The organism is Streptomyces sp. NPDC088766 (genome assembly GCF_044750845.1).
Classification (GTDB): Bacteria; Actinomycetota; Actinomycetes; order Streptomycetales; family Streptomycetaceae; genus Streptomyces.
Genome location: NZ_JBIVKQ010000001.1, coordinates 274,449 through 290,850, shown reverse-complemented (window position 1 = coordinate 290,850; position 16,402 = coordinate 274,449). Strand labels below are relative to the sequence as shown.

The 16,402-nt window shown below is 73.3% G+C and carries 14 protein-coding genes; 9 read left to right on the top strand and 5 right to left on the bottom strand.

The genetic code is table 11. The annotated features are described in order from the left end of the window. Positions 1–138: 138 nt before the first annotated feature. On the bottom strand, positions 139–1,029 hold the full coding sequence (locus tag ACIP5W_RS01300) for a biotin--[acetyl-CoA-carboxylase] ligase (protein WP_401464870.1): 891 nt from the start codon (positions 1,027–1,029) through the stop codon (positions 139–141). Between the two features lie 110 nt (positions 1,030–1,139). Between ACIP5W_RS01300 and ACIP5W_RS01295 the strand changes: the two genes are divergently transcribed. The 4 genes from ACIP5W_RS01295 (at position 1,140) to ACIP5W_RS01280 (ending at position 4,922) form a co-directional block, all read left to right on the top strand. Further along, complete coding sequence (locus tag ACIP5W_RS01295) at positions 1,140–2,732, top strand: acyl-CoA carboxylase subunit beta (RefSeq protein ID WP_401464867.1); 1,593 nt, start codon at positions 1,140–1,142, stop codon at positions 2,730–2,732. Positions 2,733–2,742: 10 nt separating this feature from the next. Then, positions 2,743–2,949: an acyl-CoA carboxylase epsilon subunit gene (locus tag ACIP5W_RS01290; RefSeq protein ID WP_401464864.1), complete on the top strand. Its 207-nt coding sequence runs from the start codon at positions 2,743–2,745 to the stop codon at positions 2,947–2,949. 1,183 nt (positions 2,950–4,132) lie between these two features. Next, positions 4,133–4,261, top strand: a complete 129-nt coding sequence (gene mmpB / locus ACIP5W_RS01285) for a morphogenic membrane protein MmpB (RefSeq protein WP_401464861.1) — start codon at positions 4,133–4,135, stop codon at positions 4,259–4,261. A 40-nt stretch (positions 4,262–4,301) separates the two neighbouring features. Continuing rightward, entirely contained in the window at positions 4,302–4,922 is a 621-nt protein-coding gene (locus ACIP5W_RS01280; protein WP_401464858.1) for a Maf family protein, read from the top strand. Here ACIP5W_RS01280 and ACIP5W_RS01275 read toward each other — a convergent pair. Next, positions 4,891–5,376, bottom strand: a complete 486-nt coding sequence (locus ACIP5W_RS01275) for a hypothetical protein (protein WP_401464855.1) — start codon at positions 5,374–5,376, stop codon at positions 4,891–4,893. The two genes, ACIP5W_RS01280 and ACIP5W_RS01275, sit on opposite strands and share 32 nt — an antisense overlap. Before the next feature lie 377 nt (positions 5,377–5,753). On the opposite strand from ACIP5W_RS01275, the gene ACIP5W_RS01270 reads away from it, so the two are divergent. Next, positions 5,754–7,526, top strand: a complete 1,773-nt coding sequence (locus ACIP5W_RS01270) for an acetyl/propionyl/methylcrotonyl-CoA carboxylase subunit alpha (RefSeq protein ID WP_401464852.1) — start codon at positions 5,754–5,756, stop codon at positions 7,524–7,526. Between the two features lie 304 nt (positions 7,527–7,830). Here ACIP5W_RS01270 and ACIP5W_RS01265 read toward each other — a convergent pair whose 3' ends face one another. Both ACIP5W_RS01265 and ACIP5W_RS01260 read right to left on the bottom strand, forming a co-directional pair. Further along, a complete protein-coding gene (locus ACIP5W_RS01265) occupies positions 7,831–8,793 on the bottom strand; it encodes a DeoR/GlpR family DNA-binding transcription regulator (protein ID WP_401464849.1) in 963 nt (320 codons plus the stop codon). Between the two features lie 178 nt (positions 8,794–8,971). Beyond that, entirely contained in the window at positions 8,972–10,420 is a 1,449-nt protein-coding gene (locus ACIP5W_RS01260) for an NAD(P)H-quinone dehydrogenase (RefSeq protein WP_401464846.1), read from the bottom strand. A 116-nt stretch (positions 10,421–10,536) separates the two neighbouring features. Between ACIP5W_RS01260 and ACIP5W_RS01255 the strand changes: the two genes are divergently transcribed. The 3 genes from ACIP5W_RS01255 to ACIP5W_RS01245 all read left to right on the top strand — a co-directional run bounded on the left by ACIP5W_RS01255 (position 10,537) and on the right by ACIP5W_RS01245 (position 13,867). After that, positions 10,537–10,974 (top strand): gamma-glutamylcyclotransferase, encoded by a 438-nt coding sequence (locus tag ACIP5W_RS01255; RefSeq protein WP_391979938.1) that lies wholly within the window; start codon positions 10,537–10,539, stop codon positions 10,972–10,974. A gap of 118 nt (positions 10,975–11,092) precedes the next feature. Beyond that, a complete protein-coding gene (locus tag ACIP5W_RS01250; protein ID WP_401464842.1) occupies positions 11,093–11,917 on the top strand; it encodes a purine-nucleoside phosphorylase in 825 nt (274 codons plus the stop codon). A 318-nt stretch (positions 11,918–12,235) separates the two neighbouring features. Next, on the top strand, positions 12,236–13,867 hold the full coding sequence (locus ACIP5W_RS01245) for a phospho-sugar mutase (RefSeq protein WP_401465637.1): 1,632 nt from the start codon (positions 12,236–12,238) through the stop codon (positions 13,865–13,867). 653 nt (positions 13,868–14,520) lie between these two features. On the opposite strand, the gene ACIP5W_RS01240 is transcribed toward ACIP5W_RS01245, so the two are convergent. Beyond that, positions 14,521–15,228 carry a PH domain-containing protein gene (locus ACIP5W_RS01240; RefSeq protein WP_401464839.1) on the bottom strand — a complete coding sequence of 236 codons (708 nt, stop codon included), beginning with the start codon at positions 15,226–15,228 and terminating at the stop codon, positions 14,521–14,523. Between the two features lie 201 nt (positions 15,229–15,429). On the opposite strand from ACIP5W_RS01240, the gene deoC reads away from it, so the two are divergent. Then, the gene (gene deoC, locus ACIP5W_RS01235) at positions 15,430–16,398 is read left to right on the top strand and encodes a deoxyribose-phosphate aldolase (RefSeq protein WP_401465634.1); all 969 of its coding nucleotides are present in this window, start codon (positions 15,430–15,432) and stop codon (positions 16,396–16,398) included. Positions 16,399–16,402 lie beyond the last annotated feature (4 nt).

The following is a 16,402-nucleotide window of genomic DNA, read 5'->3' as shown; positions in this document are numbered from 1 at the left end:
GTGCGCCAGCTCACTCCGTCCGCAGAAGAGGCCCGTCCCGCCACCGACCCGGTCGACCGGCCGGCGACGGTCGGGCGTCCCGGTCCGTCCGGGGCCGTCCCGCAGGAGGAGTTAGAGGACGAACCGCCCGGGCACGGCTCACGCCGGCCGCAGGTGCACGATGTCGCCCGCGCCCACCGGCTCCCGCACCCCCTCCCCCGTGGCGATGACCAGCCGCCCGTCCCCGTCCACGGCCACGGCCTCCCCCACCACCGAACGCTCCCCGGGCAGCTCCGCCCGCACGGTCCGCCCCAGCGTCGCGCACCCCGCCGCGTACGCCTCCTGGAGCCCGGACAGGGACGGGTCCCCGCCGGCCCGCCGCCATCGCCCGTACCACTCCTCCAGCGAACGCAGCACCGCCCGCAGCAGCGGATCGCGGTCCGTGCTCACCGCCCCGGCCAGCGCCAGCGACCCCGCCTGCGGCACCGGCAGCTCCCCGGCCCGCAGGGTGACGTTGATGCCGACGCCCACCACGACCCCGTCCGCCCCGGCCCGCTCCGCCAGGATCCCCCCGGCCTTGCGCTCCTGGCCGCCGACGGTCACCAGCAGGTCGTTGGGCCACTTCAGCGCCGTGTCGACGCCCGCCGCCCGGGCCAGCCCGGTGGCGACCGCGACGCCGGTCAGCAGCGGCAGCCAGCCCCACCGCGCCACCGGCACCTCGGCCGGCCGCAGCAGTACGGAGAAGAACAGCCCCGAGCGCGGGGGCGCCGTCCAGCGCCGGTCCAGCCGCCCCCGGCCGGAGGTCTGCTCCTCCGCCACCAGGACGGTGCCCTCGTCGGCCTTCCCGGCGGCGGCGAGCGCGACCAGGTCGGAGTTGGTGGACCCGGTGCGGGGCACGATGTCGACCGCCGTCCACAGCCCGCCCTCGCGGAGGAGTCCGCGCCGCAGCGCGACGGCGTTGAGGGGCGGACGGTCCAGATCGGACCACCGGCTGCCGTGTCCTGGATCTCCTGGGGTCCCGGGGTTTCCTGCTGCATCTCGCGGCGTCATGCAAGCCACCCTAGGTGTGGTAAATGCCGCACTGCCGATCGGTGGGGCCGCCACTACTCTACGGATGAGTAACCGTCCCCCCTTTTGAGCAGGCAGGGAGCCGCATCCCGATGTCCGAGTCGGAAGAGATCGACATCCACACGACCGCGGGAAAGCTCGCGGATCTCCAGCGCCGCGTCACGGAGGCGACGCACGCCGGCTCCGCACGCGCCGTCGAGAAGCAGCACGCCAAGGGCAAGCTGACGGCCCGTGAGCGCATCGAACTCCTCCTCGACGAGGATTCGTTCGTGGAGCTGGACGAGTTCGCCCGGCACCGCTCCACCAACTTCGGCCTCGACGCCAACCGCCCGTACGGGGACGGTGTCGTGACCGGGTACGGCACCGTCGACGGCCGGCCCGTCGCCGTGTTCTCGCAGGACTTCACCGTCTTCGGCGGTGCGCTCGGCGAGGTCTACGGCCAGAAGATCGTCAAGGTCATGGACTTCGCGCTGAAGACCGGCTGCCCGGTCATCGGCATCAACGACTCCGGCGGCGCCCGCATCCAGGAGGGCGTGGCCTCGCTGGGGGCGTACGGCGAGATCTTCCGCCGCAACACCCACGCCTCCGGGGTGATCCCGCAGATCAGCCTGGTCGTCGGGCCGTGCGCGGGCGGCGCGGTCTACTCGCCCGCGATCACCGACTTCACCGTGATGGTCGACCAGACCTCGCACATGTTCATCACCGGCCCCGACGTCATCAAGACGGTCACCGGCGAGGACGTCGGCTTCGAGGAGCTGGGCGGGGCGCGCACCCACAACTCCACGTCGGGCGTGGCCCACCACATGGCGGGCGACGAGAAGGACGCCGTCGAGTACGTCAAGCAGCTGCTGTCGTACCTGCCGTCGAACAACCTCTCCGAGGCCCCGGCGTTCCCGGAGGAGGCGGACCTCGCCGTCTCCGACGAGGACCTGGAGCTGGACACCCTCGTCCCGGACAGCGCCAACCAGCCGTACGACATGCACACGGTGATCGAACACGTCCTGGACGACGCCGAGTTCTTCGAGACGCAGCCGCTGTACGCGCCGAACATCCTGACCGGCTTCGGCCGGGTGGAGGGCCGTCCGGTCGGCGTCGTCGCCAACCAGCCGATGCAGTTCGCGGGCTGCCTGGACATCAAGGCCTCCGAGAAGGCGGCCCGGTTCGTGCGGACCTGCGACGCGTTCAACGTCCCGGTCCTCACCTTCGTGGACGTGCCCGGCTTCCTGCCCGGCGTGGACCAGGAGCACGACGGCATCATCCGCCGCGGCGCCAAGCTGATCTACGCCTACGCGGAGGCGACCGTCCCGCTGATCACGGTCATCACCCGCAAGGCCTTCGGCGGGGCGTACGACGTCATGGGCTCCAAGCACCTGGGCGCCGACCTCAACCTGGCCTGGCCGACCGCCCAGATCGCGGTGATGGGCGCGCAGGGCGCGGTCAACATCCTGCACCGTCGCACGATCGCCGAGGCGGAGTCCGCGGGAGACCCCGAGGCGACCCGCGCCCGGCTGATCCAGGAGTACGAGGACGCGCTCCTCAACCCCTACATCGCCGCCGAACGCGGTTACGTCGACGCGGTGATCATGCCGTCGGACACCCGCCGGCACATCGTGCGGGGCCTGCGTCAGCTGCGCACCAAGCGGGAATCCCTCCCTCCGAAGAAGCACGGCAACATCCCCCTGTAAGGAGCCCGCTGTGATCAAGGTCGTACGGGGCAATCCGACCCCGGAGGAGCTGGCCGCCGCACTGGCGGTGGTTCACGCCCGCGCCGCGGCGGCGACGGCCGAGCCGTCCGGCGCGCAGGACACCGGGGACTCCTGGTCGGACCCCTCCCGCATCGCGGCCCGCCGCCTGCCCCGTCCGGGCCCGGCCGCCTGGGGCCGCACGTACTGGCCGGGCTAGGGCGTGTTTCGAAAGTGGCGTCGTCTGCCCGAAGGGCAGGCCCGGCGGCGTCTGGTGCGTGCGATCGCAAGGCGGAGGGTCGCCCCGATACTGGTTGTATCGGGGTGATCCCGACAACGCGGCTGGGGGTGCCCCCTCCGGGGGAGTGCGTGCCAGACGTCGCCAGGCAGACGGGACTTTCGAAACACGCCCTAGTCCGGCCTCCCGCCCGTCACGGACGGACGGCCACGGCTCCGGCCGTCACCGCGTATCCCGCGCCGCCCGGGTGCAGGTGGCCGCCGGAGCCGCACGCGGGGTGCGTCCGGTCCGGGTCCGCCGGATCGGCCAGGGCCTGTCCGGCGGATCGAGTCGGAGGAAACCGGCGGCTCCTTGCAGCCGAGGCGAGCGGGGTCCGGTGCGTCCGGCTGCAAGGCGGAGGAGGGCGTCGACGCGGTGTGGGCACCTCCCGGCCGAAGGCCGGGGACGTCGGCAACCGACGGCAACGCCGCTGGAGGTACCCCCCTCCGGGGGAGGGCGTGCCGGACCCCGCATCTCCGGCATGATCCGCCGGACAGGCCCCGGTGCCCGGCTCAGGTCCACGACCGCGTCGTAGTCGTAGGCGCCGGAGCGGCGCACCCAGGCGTCCACCTCGCGGCTCACCCCGGCCGCGTGCTCGCCCCAGCGGTCCGAGCCCCCGAACGGCAGCAGGGTCGCCCCGATCACCCGCAGGCCCCGCAGGTGGCCCCGGGCCGGGATCGCCGTGGGTCCCGCGCTCCCGAAGGTGAGGCGGGTGACGGAGTCCGGCTCGACGGCGGCGCCCGCGGCCGTGCGGGCCACCGTGGCGGCGGCGACCCGGACCGGGGAGGTGCCGTAGGCGTTCGACAGCCGGATGCGCATCCGGTCGCCGCCCGCCGTCAGCCGCCCGCCGTCAGCCGTCAGCCGTCAGCCGTCAGCCGTCAGCCGTCAGCCGTCAGCCGGACGGTCTGGCGCACGGACCGGCGCCAGAAGCCCTCGCGGGACCAGTTGGGGTGAAGCCCTCGCTGGGGAGCTGGGGCGGGGCGGGGCGGTCCGAGCGGTGGTGGACGCGGGCGTGTCCTCTCGTCGGCCGGCACAGCGCGAGCCTTGATGAGACAACAGTCCCGTCTGGCGAAGTTGAGTACGCGTACTCAGGCGTCCGGCACCGCGTCGCCGCAGGCTGGACGGCATGCTGTGGTCCGACCCGGAGAACGAACCGCCCGAGGAACTGCGCGACACGCAGGAGATGCTGCGGCGGCTCGGACTCCTCATGGCGCTGGCCATGGTGCTCGCGATGATCGTCATCGGCCTGAGGTGACCGGGGTGAACGCGGCGCGGCACGCCGATACCCTGACCGCATGACCGATCAGCCGCGCCGCCGTCTCGTGCTCGCCTCCCAGTCCCCCGCCCGGCTGGGCCTGCTGCGCCAGGCAGGCCTCGACCCCGAGGTGATCGTCAGCGGGGTCGACGAGGACGCCGTGACCGCCCCCACCCCCGCCGAACTGGCACTCGCCCTCGCCGAGGCCAAGGCCTCCGTCGTGGCCGCGAAGCCCGAGGTCCGGGGCGCCCTGGTGATCGGCTGCGACTCGGTCCTCGACCTGGACGGCGAGGCCCTCGGCAAGCCCGCGGACGCCGAGGAGGCCACCGCCCGCTGGAAGTCCATGCGCGGCCGCGTGGGCACGCTGCAGACCGGCCACTGCGTCTACGACACCGTCACCGGGCGCTACACCTCCGGCGTCGCCTCCACCGTCGTCCGCTTCGGCGAGCCCACCGACGAGGAGATCGCCGCGTACGTCGCCTCCGGCGAGCCCCTCCACGTCGCCGGGGCGTTCACCCTGGACGGCCGCTCGGCACCGTTCATCGACGGCATCGACGGCGACCACGGCAACGTGATCGGCATCAGCCTGCCGCTCGTGCGCCGGCTGCTGGCGCATCTGGGCGTGGGCATCACGGAGTTGTGGGCGCCGGCGGACCGCTGACCGGGGCCGGCCCCTGGCCCTTCGGCCCCTCGTCCCGGGGCTCGGCGGCGGGCGCGGCGGGCCCGTCGTGGCGGTCGTACGTCATCAGCAGCAGCACGATGAGCGCGAGCACGACGACCATGAACAGGAAGGCGGGCCACCCCACCAGCCCCCACGCGGCGGCGGCCAGCAGCCCGTGCACCACCGCGGCGCTGATCAGCAGGACGCGGCCGAAGCCGGCCGGGGGCCGGTCGCGGACCGCCACCAGCAGGGCGACCAGCCCGCAGAAGGCGAAGTAGAGGCCGAAGACGATCCCGCCGGCCTTCGACGACGTCGACATCATGTCCGGGTCCAGGCCCGCCAGGGACATGTCCTGACGGTCGACGACGATCCCCAGGAACCAGTTCAGCGCGGCGACGCCGAGCGCCTCCACGACGAGCACGACCGCCACGACCACTGCCACCGGTCTGCGCATCACCGGCCCCACCCACTTTCGACCCGGCCCGTACGGGCCCCCTAGCAACCCCGAGTAGCGTTCGAGACGCCACGAACGCTACTAACGGGTAAACCAGGGGACAAGGGTTCTGCCGGCGGCAAAGAATCATTGGGCCATTCGTAGGGACTCCACAAAGAATCGGAGTGGGCCGCAGCACGTGCTCACAGAGACCTTGGCCACAGTGGAGGGCTAGGGTTTCCGGAAGGAGTGCTGCGTACGGCGGTGCTGCAAGGGATTTCGCAATCGAGTGAGCCTGACATCACGCTGCGTGTGGGAAAGCTCACCATCGAGGACGGGTCGATGAGTCGTGTCGGCAGTCCCTAAACTCGGCTTGTTTCAAGGAGGGAGCCTCAATCGTGCGCAAGGTGCTCATCGCCAACCGTGGCGAAATCGCAGTCCGCGTGGCCCGGGCCTGCCGGGATGCCGGTATCGCAAGCGTCGCCGTGTATGCCGAACCGGACCGGGACGCTCTGCATGTCCGCGCCGCGGATGAGGCGTTCGCCCTGGGCGGTGACACTCCCGGCACCAGCTACCTCGACATCGAGAAGGTGCTGAACGCCGCCCGCGAGTCCGGGGCGGACGCGATCCATCCCGGCTACGGGTTCCTCTCGGAGAACGCCGAGTTCGCCCAGGCCGTCCTGGACGCGGGCCTCATCTGGATCGGCCCGCCGCCGCAGGCCATCCGCGACCTCGGCGACAAGGTCGCCGCCCGGCACATCGCCCAGCGCGCCGGTGCGCCGCTGGTGGCGGGCACGCCGGACCCGGTGTCGGGTGCCGACGAGGTCGTCGCCTTCGCCGAGGAGCACGGCCTGCCCATCGCGATCAAGGCCGCCTTCGGTGGCGGCGGACGCGGCCTCAAGGTCGCCCGCACCCTCGAAGAGGTCCCCGAGCTGTACGACTCGGCGGTCCGCGAGGCCGTCGCCGCCTTCGGCCGCGGCGAGTGCTTCGTCGAGCGCTACCTCGACAACCCCCGGCACGTCGAGACCCAGTGCCTCGCCGACAGCCACGGCAACGTCGTCGTCGTCTCCACCCGTGACTGCTCCCTGCAGCGCCGGCACCAGAAGCTGGTCGAGGAGGCCCCGGCGCCGTTCCTCTCCGACGAGCAGCTCGCCGAGCTGTACTCCTCCTCCAAGGCCATCCTCAAGGAGGCCGGCTACGTCGGCGCCGGCACCGTGGAGTTCCTCGTCGGCATGGACGGCACGATCTCCTTCCTGGAGGTCAACACCCGTCTCCAGGTGGAGCACCCGGTCACCGAGGAGGTCGCCGGCATCGACCTGGTGCGCGAGATGTTCCGCATCGCCGACGGCGAGGAACTCGGCTACGACGACCCGGCGCTGCGCGGCCACTCCTTCGAGTTCCGCATCAACGGCGAGGACCCGGGCCGCAACTTCCTCCCCGCCCCCGGCACCGTCACCACGTTCGACGCCCCGTCCGGACCGGGTGTGCGGCTCGACGCGGGCGTGGAGTCCGGCTCGGTCATCGGCCCGGCCTGGGACTCCCTGCTGGCCAAGCTGATCGTCACCGGCCGCACCCGCAAGGAGGCCCTCCAGCGGGCCGCCCGCGCCCTGGAGGAGTTCCGGGTCGAGGGCATGGCCACCGCCATCCCCTTCCACCGCGCGGTGGTGAAGGACCCGGCGTTCGCCCCCGAACTCACCGGCTCCGACGCGCCCTTCACGGTCCACACCCGCTGGATCGAGACGGAGTTCGTCAACGAGATCAAGCCCTTCGCGGCCCCCGCGGACACCGAGGCCGACGAGGAGACGGGCCGCGAGACGGTCGTCGTCGAGGTCGGCGGCAAGCGCCTGGAGGTCTCCCTCCCGGTCTCGCTCGGCATGTCCCTGGCCCGTACGGGCCTCGCGGCGGGCGCCAAGCCCAAGCGGCGCGCGGCGAAGAAGTCCGGCCCCGTCGCCTCCGGTGACACCCTCGCCTCCCCGATGCAGGGCACCATCGTCAAGATCGCGGTCGAGGAGGGCCAGGAGGTCAAGGAGGGCGACCTGATCGTGGTCCTGGAGGCCATGAAGATGGAACAGCCCCTGAACGCCCACCGCTCCGGCATCGTCAAGGGCCTCGCCGCGGAGGTCGGCGCCTCGATCACCTCGGGCGCCCCCATCTGCGAGATCAAGGACTGACCCGACCGGTCCGATCAGGAACCCCGCGCACCGGAAGAGGGCGCGGGGTTCCGCCGTCACGGGCCCCTGCCGAGCAGCCGACGGCACCCTCACCCACCCGGGGGCTCGGGCCCCTGCCGCACACCGGCTCCGCCGCGCGGGCGCGCCCTCATCGGCAGGACACGGTGACCGATCAGCCGACGGCACCCCAGCCCACCCAGGGGCGCGGGGAACTGCGCGACCGGCCACGACGGAGCGCCGCCCGCCCACGCACCTCACCACCCACGGGCGACAAGGTGCACCGCCAGACCGCCGGAGGCGACCGCTACCGCCGTCGCATGTCCGCGACCCGCGCACGCTCGGCCCCCGGTGCCTGCTCACCCAGCACCGCGGCCGCCCGCAAAGCCGCCGCGGCGCCTTGCATCTGCCCCCGCCGGGGAGCCGGCAACGGTACGTCCCGACGCTGCTGCCGCCGCGCCGGGACCGCCTCACCCCCCGGGCTCCCCGCCGCCCCCGCCACGGCGATCTGCACCCCCTGGTCGGCGAGAGCCTGGAGTTCCGTGCCGGCCCGGTCGTCGTGCGCCGGCGGCTCGTCGGTCACCAGGCGGGTGATGACGTCCGTCGGCACCGTCTGGAACATGGTGTCGGTGCCGAGCTTGGTGTGATCGGCGAGGACGACGACCTCGGCGGCGGCCTGGACGAGGGCCCGGTCGACCGACGCCGACAGCATGTTGGAGGTGGACAGACCGCGCTCGGCGGTCAGGCCGCTCCCGGACAGGAAGGCCTTGGAGACCCGCAGTCCCTGGAGGGACTGTTCGGCTCCGCTGCCCACGAGGGCGTAGTTGGAGCCGCGCAGGGTGCCGCCGGTCATCACGACCTCCACGCGGTTGGCGTGCGCCAGTGCCTGGGCCACCAGCAGGGAGTTGGTGACGACGGTGAGTCCGGGGATCCGGGCGAGCCGACGGGCCAGCTCCTGGGTGGTGGTTCCCGCTCCGACCACGATGGCCTCGCCCTCTTCGACGAGGGTGGCGGCGAGGTCGGCGATGGCGGTCTTCTCGGCGGTCGCGAGATGGGATTTCTGCGGAAAGCCGGACTCGCGGGTGAAACCGCCCGGCAGTACCGCACCGCCGTGCCGGCGGTCGAGGAGTCCTTCTGCCTCCAGTGCGCGCACGTCCCGCCGTACGGTCACTTCGGAGGTCTGGACGACGCGGGCGAGTTCACGGAGCGACACGGCTCCGTTGGCTCGCACCATTTCGAGGATCAATTGGCGACGTTCTGCAGCGAACACGAAACTGACAGTAACGCGGGCGACCGTCTGCTTTCAGCTCTTTGCGCCGAATAGCGGAAGTTGTTCGCAGAGCAGCACACGAAGTGGTATATGGCCCCGGCCGTCCCGCCCGCGCCACGCGCGCATGCGGCAACTCCCCGTCATCGGCGGGGAGTCGGTGCCGGCTGCCGGACCGGCCCTACGCGTCGCTGCCCGTCTTCCGGGTGTGCAACTGCCGTGCCACTTCGGCGATCGAGCCCGAAAGAGACGGGTACACCGTGAAGGCGTTCGCGATCTGTTCGACCGTCAGATTGTTGTCGACCGCGATCGAGATGGGGTGGATGAGTTCGGAGGCGCGCGGCGCCACGACGACGCCGCCGACGACGATCTCCGTGCCCGGACGGCAGAAGATCTTGACGAAGCCGTCGCGGATGCCCTGCATCTTGGCGCGCGGGTTGCGCAGCAGCGGCAGCTTCACCACGCGGGCGTCGATCTTGCCGCCGTCGACGTCGGCCTGGGAGTAGCCGACGGTGGCGATCTCGGGGTCGGTGAAGACGTTCGACGAGACGGTCTTGAGGTTGAGCGGGGCCACCGCGTCGCCGAGGAAGTGGTACATGGCGATACGGCCCTGCATGGCGGCGACGGAGGCCAGCGCGAAGACGCCGGTCACGTCACCCGCGGCGTACACGCCGGGGGCGGTGGTGCGGGAGACCCGGTCCGTCCAGATGTGGCCGGACTCGCGGACCCTGACGCCGGCCTCCTCCAGGCCGAGGCCCGCGCTGTTGGGGATGGCGCCGACGGCCATCAGGCAGTGCGAGCCGGTGATGACCCGGCCGTCGGCGAGGGTGACCTCGACGCGGTCGCCGACGCGCTTGGCGGACTGGGCGCGCGAGCGGGCCATGACGTTCATGCCGCGGCGGCGGAAGACGTCCTCCAGGACGGCGGCGGCGTCCGGGTCCTCGCCGGGCAGCACGCGGTCGCGGGAGGAGACGAGGGTGACCTTGGAGCCGAGGGCCTGGTAGGCGCCCGCGAACTCGGCGCCGGTGACGCCGGAGCCGACCACGATGAGTTCCTCGGGCAGTTCGCGCAGGTCGTAGACCTGGGTCCAGTTGAGGATGCGCTCGCCGTCGGGCTGGGCGTCGGGCAGTTCGCGGGGGTGACCGCCGGTGGCGAGGAGGACGGCGTCGGCGGTGAGGGTCTCCTCGGTGCCGTCGGCCGCGGTGACGACGACCTGGCGGGAGCCGTCGAGGGCCTGCATGCCCCGGAGCCGGCCGCGGCCGCGCAGGACGCGGGCGCCGGCCCGGGTGACGGAGGCGGTGATGTCGTGGGACTGGGCGAGTGCGAGCCGTTTGACGCGCCGGTTGACCTTGTCGAGGTCGACGCCGACCACCCGGGCCGACTGCTCCATCGGCGGGGTGTCGTCGGCGACGATGATGCCCAGCTCCTCGTAGGAGGAGTCGAAGGTGGTCATCACCTCGGCCGTGGCGATCAGGGTCTTCGACGGCACGCAGTCGGTCAGCACCGACGCCCCGCCCAGACCGTCGCAGTCGACGACGGTCACCTCCGCGCCGAGCTGGGCGGCCACCAGGGCCGCCTCGTATCCGCCGGGTCCGCCACCGATGATCACGATCCGAGTCACGTACTCCATTGTCCCGCACGAGCGGGGGTGCTACTTCCCCGGGGGGCCGGGGAAGGTACGCCCGTTGCCGGAGGGGCACGGGACGACGGCCGTGACGTGCGGACCGGCTGCCGTAGTCTCGTCGCATGTCGCTCTACGCCGCGTACGCCGGCAACCTCGACGCGCGGCTGATGTCCCGCCGCGCTCCGCACTCGCCGTTGCGCGCCACCGGCTGGCTGAACGGGTGGCGGCTGACGTTCGGGGGCGAGCAGCTGGGCTGGGAGGGCGCGCTCGCGACGATCGTGGAGGATCCCCTCTCCCAGGTCTTCGTCGCGCTGTACGACCTGGCGCCGCCGGACGAGGAGTCGCTCGACCGGTGGGAGGGCGTGGGCCTCGGCATCTACCGCCGGATGCGGGTGCGGGTGCACACCCTGGACGGCGAGGAGCAGAGCTGGGTGTACGTCCTGAACGGCTACGAGGGCGGGCTGCCCTCCGCCCGCTACCTGGGCGAGGTGGCCGACGCGGCGGAGTCGGCGGGGGCACCGCACGACTACGTGATGGAGCTGCGCAAGCGCCCCTGCTGAGGTCCCGGCCCCTTTCGTCCCCTCCGCGCCGTCCCTGTCGGAAACGACAAGACAACGATCGCCATCCCGTGGGCTCTGTCATCTACGCGCGTAGGCCCGGACCGGCTACCCTCATCGCGTGAACGCATCTCTTCTCCCGGACGACATCCAGGGCGACCCCCACTCCGCCGCCGACGCCGCAGCCGCGCGCCTGCGCGAACTGACGGGCGCCGAGACCCACGACGTCGCCCTCGTGATGGGCTCCGGCTGGGCACCGGCCGTGGACGCCCTGGGCGCCCCCGACGCCGAGTTCCAGGTCACCGAGCTGCCCGGCTTCCCGCCGCCGGCGGTCGAGGGCCACGGCGGCAAGATCCGCTCGTACCGGATCGGCGAGAAGCGCGCCCTGGTGTTCCTGGGCCGCACCCACTACTACGAGGGCCGCGGGGTGGCCGCCGTCGCCCACGGCGTCCGTACGGCGGTGGCGGCCGGCAGCAAGACGATCGTGCTGACCAACGGCTGCGGCGGCCTCCGCGAGGGCATGCGGCCGGGTCAGCCCGTTCTGATCAGCGACCACATCAACCTCACGGCGACCTCCCCGATCGTCGGCGCGAACTTCGTCGACCTGACGGACCTGTACTCGCCGCGGCTGCGGGCGCTGTGCAAGGAGATCGACGCCACGCTGGAGGAGGGCGTCTACGCCCAGTTCCCCGGCCCGCACTACGAGACGCCGGCGGAGATCCGGATGGCCCGGGTGATCGGGGCGGACCTGGTGGGCATGTCGACGGTGCTGGAGGCCATCGCGGCGCGCGAGGCCGGCGCCGAGGTGCTGGGCATCTCCCTGGTGACCAACCTCGCCGCGGGGATGACCGGCGAGCCGCTGAACCACGAGGAGGTCCTCCAGGCCGGCCGCGACTCCGCGACCCGCATGGGCGCCCTGCTGACCCAGGTCCTCGACCGGCTGTAAACGGCGCCGGCCCGTGCCCTCCCGGCCCGTGCCCTCCCGGCTCGTACTCTCCCGACCCGTGCCCGTACTTCCCCGCCCCGACCCGGTGAGCCGAAAAGCGACGGCGGGGCGATCCGGTCCGCCCGGTGGCACCCCCTCCTGGGGAGCTTGCACCCCCTCCTGGGGAGCTTGAGGACGAGGCCCGTTCAGGGCCGGCAGCGGGGTCCGGGTGCGCAGCCCCCCGGGTCCGGTGGGTCCCCCCGCTCGAGCGAAGCCGAGAGCGGGGGGAAGGACGGCGGGGGCGAGACAACTCACGTACGACTCGAGAGGTTGACCACCGTGCACGACGACCTGATCGCTCGCGCCCGCACCTGGCTCGCCGAGGACCCCGACGAGGAGACCCGCGAGGAACTCGCGGCCCTCCTCGACGCCGGGGACCTCCCCGAGCTCACCGCACGCTTCGCCGGCACCCTTCAGTTCGGCACCGCCGGCCTGCGGGGCGAACTCGGCGCGGGCCCGATGCGCATGAACCGCGCCGTCGTCATCCGTGCCGCCGCCGGCCTCGCCGCGTACCTCCGCAAGCAGGGCAGCCACGACGGCCTCGTCGTCATCGGTTACGACGCCCGACACAAGTCGGAGGCGTTCGCCCGCGACACCGCCGCCGTGATGACCGGCGCGGGCCTGCGCGCGGCCGTCCTGCCCCGCCCGCTGCCGACGCCGGTCCTGGCCTACGCCATAAGGCACCTGGGCGCGGTCGCCGGCGTGGAGGTCACCGCCAGCCACAACCCGCCCCGCGACAACGGCTACAAGGTCTACCTGGGCGACGGCTCGCAGATCGTCCCGCCCGCGGACGCGGAGATCGCCGCCGAGATCGACGCGATCCGCTCCCTGGCCGACGTACCCCGTCCGGACGGCGGCTGGCAGGTCCTGGACGACTCCGTGCTCGACGCCTACCTGGCCCGCACCGACGCCGTCCTCGCCACCGGCTCGCCCCGCACCGCGCGCACCGTCTACACGGCGATGCACGGCGTGGGCAAGGACGTCCTGCTGGCGGCCTTCGCCCGGGCGGGGTTCCCCGAGCCGGTCCTGGTCGCCGAGCAGGCCGAGCCGGACCCGGAGTTCCCGACCGTCGCGTTCCCCAACCCGGAGGAACCCGGCGCGATGGACCTCGCGTTCGCGAAGGCCCGCGAGACCGAACCCGACCTGGTCATCGCCAACGACCCCGACGCCGACCGCTGCGCCGTGGCCGTCAAGGACGGCGACCGGTGGCGGATGCTGCGCGGCGACGAGGTCGGCGCCCTGCTCGCCGCGCACCTGGTGAGCCGCGGAGCGCGCGGGACGTTCGCCGAGTCGATCGTCTCCTCCTCCCTCCTCGGCCGGATCGCCGAGAAGGCCGGCCTGCCCTACGAGGAGACCCTCACCGGCTTCAAGTGGATCGCCCGCGTCGACGGCCTGCGCTACGGCTACGAGGAGGCCCTCGGCTACTGCGTCGACCCCGACGGCGTACGCGACAAGGACGGCATCACCGCCGCGCTCCTCGTCACCGAGCTGGCGTCCGAACTGAAGGAGCGCGGGCGCACGCTGCTCGACCTGCTCGACGACCTCGCCGTGGAGCACGGGCTGCACGCCACCGACCAGCTGTCGGTGCGCGTGGCGGACCTGACGGTCATCGCCCGTGCGATGGAGCGGCTGCGCGAGAACCCCCCGACCGAGCTGGCCGGGCTGGCAATCACCCGCGCCGAGGACCTCACGCGGGGCACCGACCGGCTGCCGCCCACCGACGGGCTGCGCTACACGCTCGACGGGGCCCGCGTGATCGTACGGCCCAGCGGCACCGAGCCGAAGCTGAAGTGCTACCTGGAGGTCGTGGTGCCGGTCGGCTCGCGCGACGGTCTCCCGGCGGCCCGCGCCCGCGCGACCGAACTGCTCGCGGCCCTGAAGCGGGACCTGTCGGCGGCGGCCGGCATCTGAGCCGTGGGGTCGGGGCGCCGCCGGACGGTGGCGCCCCGACCCGTGTCCGACCCGTGTCCGACCCGTGTCCGAGCCGTGGGGTCGGGGCGCCGCCGGGCGCCCGCGACGCGCCCTGTGTCCGGGCCGTAGCGGCGGGGTGCCGCCCGGCGGCCGTACTCCCACCGGCGACCGAGCCGCAGGCACGGTGCGCCACCGGGCAGCGGCAACCCGGCCGGCAGCCAAGCCCTGGGCAGAGAACGCCACCGGGCAGCGGCACCCCGGCCTGCATCCCGGCCTGCATCCCGGCCGCAGGCACTGGGCGCCGCCGGGCGAGGGCACTTCTTCGGCTGATCGCGCGGGCCGCGCGGCGGGCCTTCGGCGGGCGCCCCGGCCCCGGCGTCCGCGCGCGCCACCACCGTGGTGGGGCCGGGGCACCCCGACGCCACGAGGCGCCGGCGCTCGGGCCCCGGCGCCCGGGTCCCGGAGGCACGCGACGGCGTGGCCCCACTGCCCCGGCCGTCCCGGGCCGGGCCGATCAGAGGGGCGCGACGGCGCGGCAGCGCAGCCTCCGCCGTCCCCCGCCGGGCCCCCGGAGGAACGCGAGGGCGCGGCAGTGCGGCCCCGGCCGTCCGGCGGGCGGGCCCCGTGCCCTCGGTCCCGCCGAGGGCGCGAGGTCATCCCACGGCGAGCAGGATCGCCAGCAGCAGGGCGCCGGCGGCGGCCGGGCCCACGATCTCCCAGGCCCACCGCACGGTCACCTCGCCCTGCGCGGACTCCTCCTTCTGCCGCGCTTCCCAGAGGTTGCGCAGCTCGTCCATGGCCTTGTCGGACTCGGCGCGCGCGGGCCCCTCGGGAACGTCCGGGCCCCCGTGCGAGGACAGCCCGCCCCCGAACCCGGCGGGCCCCCCGAAGCCGCCGCGCCTGCGGCGCGGCCGGCCCTCGCGCTCGGCGGCCTGGTCCGCGGCGAGACGGTCCTGCTGCCGGGCGGCCCGCTTGCGCGCCCGCAGCGAGACCGGGATCGACCAGAGCTGGAACTTCTGCCCGGACTCGGCGACGACCTCGTTGGAGTACGCCGACCGCAGTGAGGCGACCTGCCCCCAGGGCAGCACGACCACGCGGAACGGGTTGCGCACCCGCAGCCGGTCGTCACCGGCGAACACGGCCGGCCGCAGCGTGAAGGCGGTGACCAGCGGAACCAGCAGGATCAGCGTGGCGAGCGCCAGCCACGGCGTCCGGCCCTCCCCGGCGACGATCGCGTCCACGCCGAGCCAGCCGACCAGGCCGAGCAGCAGCACCCCGCCGGCGAACCCCGCGGGCGACCGGTACACCCGGTCCTTGACACCGGTCACCGGCACGGGCCCCTGCTCATCCGAACTCGTCATACCCCCGATTCTGCCCGACCGCCCGAACCGCCTCCCCCGACGCCCCCGCCCGGCGGCCCGCCCCGGCCGCCGGGCGGGGCCCGAGCCCAGCCGTGCGGACTCGTTCCTGGCCACCGCGCCGCCCCCTCGGCCACCACCGCCCCCGGAACCCGTCGGGGGCTGTACACCCGCTACGCGCGTAGATATGCTCGTCTGGTGACCATGCCCACCAACGCACCCGCACCCACCGCGGCACCCCCTCTCCCGGACGTCACCACGTCCGACGCCACGCTGCGCCGCTTCCTCCACGGGCTCCCCGGCGTCGACGCGGTCGGCCTGGAGGCGCGCGCCGCGGCCCTCGGTACCCGTTCCATCAAGACGACCGCGAAGGCGTACGCCATCGACCTCGCCATCTCGATGGTCGACCTGACGACGCTGGAAGGCGCGGACACCCCGGGCAAGGTCCGGGCGCTCGGCGCGAAGGCGGTCCACCCCGACCCGACCGACCGTACGACCCCCTCGACCGCCGCGGTCTGCGTGTACCCGGACATGGTCGCCACCGCGAAGGCCGCCGTCGCCGGCTCGTCCGTCAAGGTCGCCTCCGTCGCCACCGCCTTCCCGGCCGGCCGCGCCGCCCTCGGCGTGAAGCTGGCGGACGTCCACGACGCCGTCGCCGCGGGCGCCGACGAGATCGACATGGTCATCGACCGCGGCGCGTTCCTGGCGGGCAAGTACCTGAAGGTGTACGAGGAGATCACCGCCGTGAAGGAGGCCTGCGGCACGAGCGCCCGCCTGAAGGTCATCTTCGAGACGGGCGAGCTGTCGACGTACGACAACATCCGCCGCGCCAGCTGGCTCGGCATGCTCGCCGGGGCGGACTTCATCAAGACGTCCACCGGCAAGGTCGCGGTGAACGCGACGCCCGCGAACACCCTCCTGATGCTGGAGGCCGTCCGCGACTTCCGTGCACAGACCGGCGTGCAGGTCGGCGTGAAGCCGGCCGGCGGCATCCGCACCACCAAGGACGCCGTCAAGTTCCTGGTCCTGGTCAACGAGACCGTGGGCGGGGACTGGCTGGACAACCACTGGTTCCGCTTCGGCGCCTCCTCGCTGCTGAACGACCTGCTGATGCAGCGTCAGAAGCTGGCCACCGGCCGCTACTCCGGCCCCGACTACGTGACGGTGGACTGATCAC

Excerpts from the sequence above, each read along its gene's own strand:
- deoC (WP_401465634.1), top strand. The coding sequence starts at position 15,430 with ATGCCCACCAACGCACCCGCACCCACCGCGGCACCCCCTCTCCCGGAC.
- ACIP5W_RS01280 (WP_401464858.1), top strand. The coding sequence starts at position 4,302 with ATGACCGATCAGCCGCGCCGCCGTCTCGTGCTCGCCTCCCAGTCCCCC.
- ACIP5W_RS01300 (WP_401464870.1), bottom strand. The coding sequence starts at position 1,029 with ATGACGCCGCGAGATGCAGCAGGAAACCCCGGGACCCCAGGAGATCCA.
- ACIP5W_RS01295 (WP_401464867.1), top strand. The coding sequence starts at position 1,140 with ATGTCCGAGTCGGAAGAGATCGACATCCACACGACCGCGGGAAAGCTC.
- ACIP5W_RS01255 (WP_391979938.1), top strand. The coding sequence starts at position 10,537 with ATGTCGCTCTACGCCGCGTACGCCGGCAACCTCGACGCGCGGCTGATG.
- ACIP5W_RS01240 (WP_401464839.1), bottom strand. The coding sequence starts at position 15,228 with ATGACGAGTTCGGATGAGCAGGGGCCCGTGCCGGTGACCGGTGTCAAG.
- ACIP5W_RS01275 (WP_401464855.1), bottom strand. The coding sequence starts at position 5,376 with ATGCGCAGACCGGTGGCAGTGGTCGTGGCGGTCGTGCTCGTCGTGGAG.
- ACIP5W_RS01260 (WP_401464846.1), bottom strand. The coding sequence starts at position 10,420 with ATGGAGTACGTGACTCGGATCGTGATCATCGGTGGCGGACCCGGCGGA.
- mmpB (WP_401464861.1), top strand. The coding sequence starts at position 4,133 with ATGCTGTGGTCCGACCCGGAGAACGAACCGCCCGAGGAACTGCGCGAC.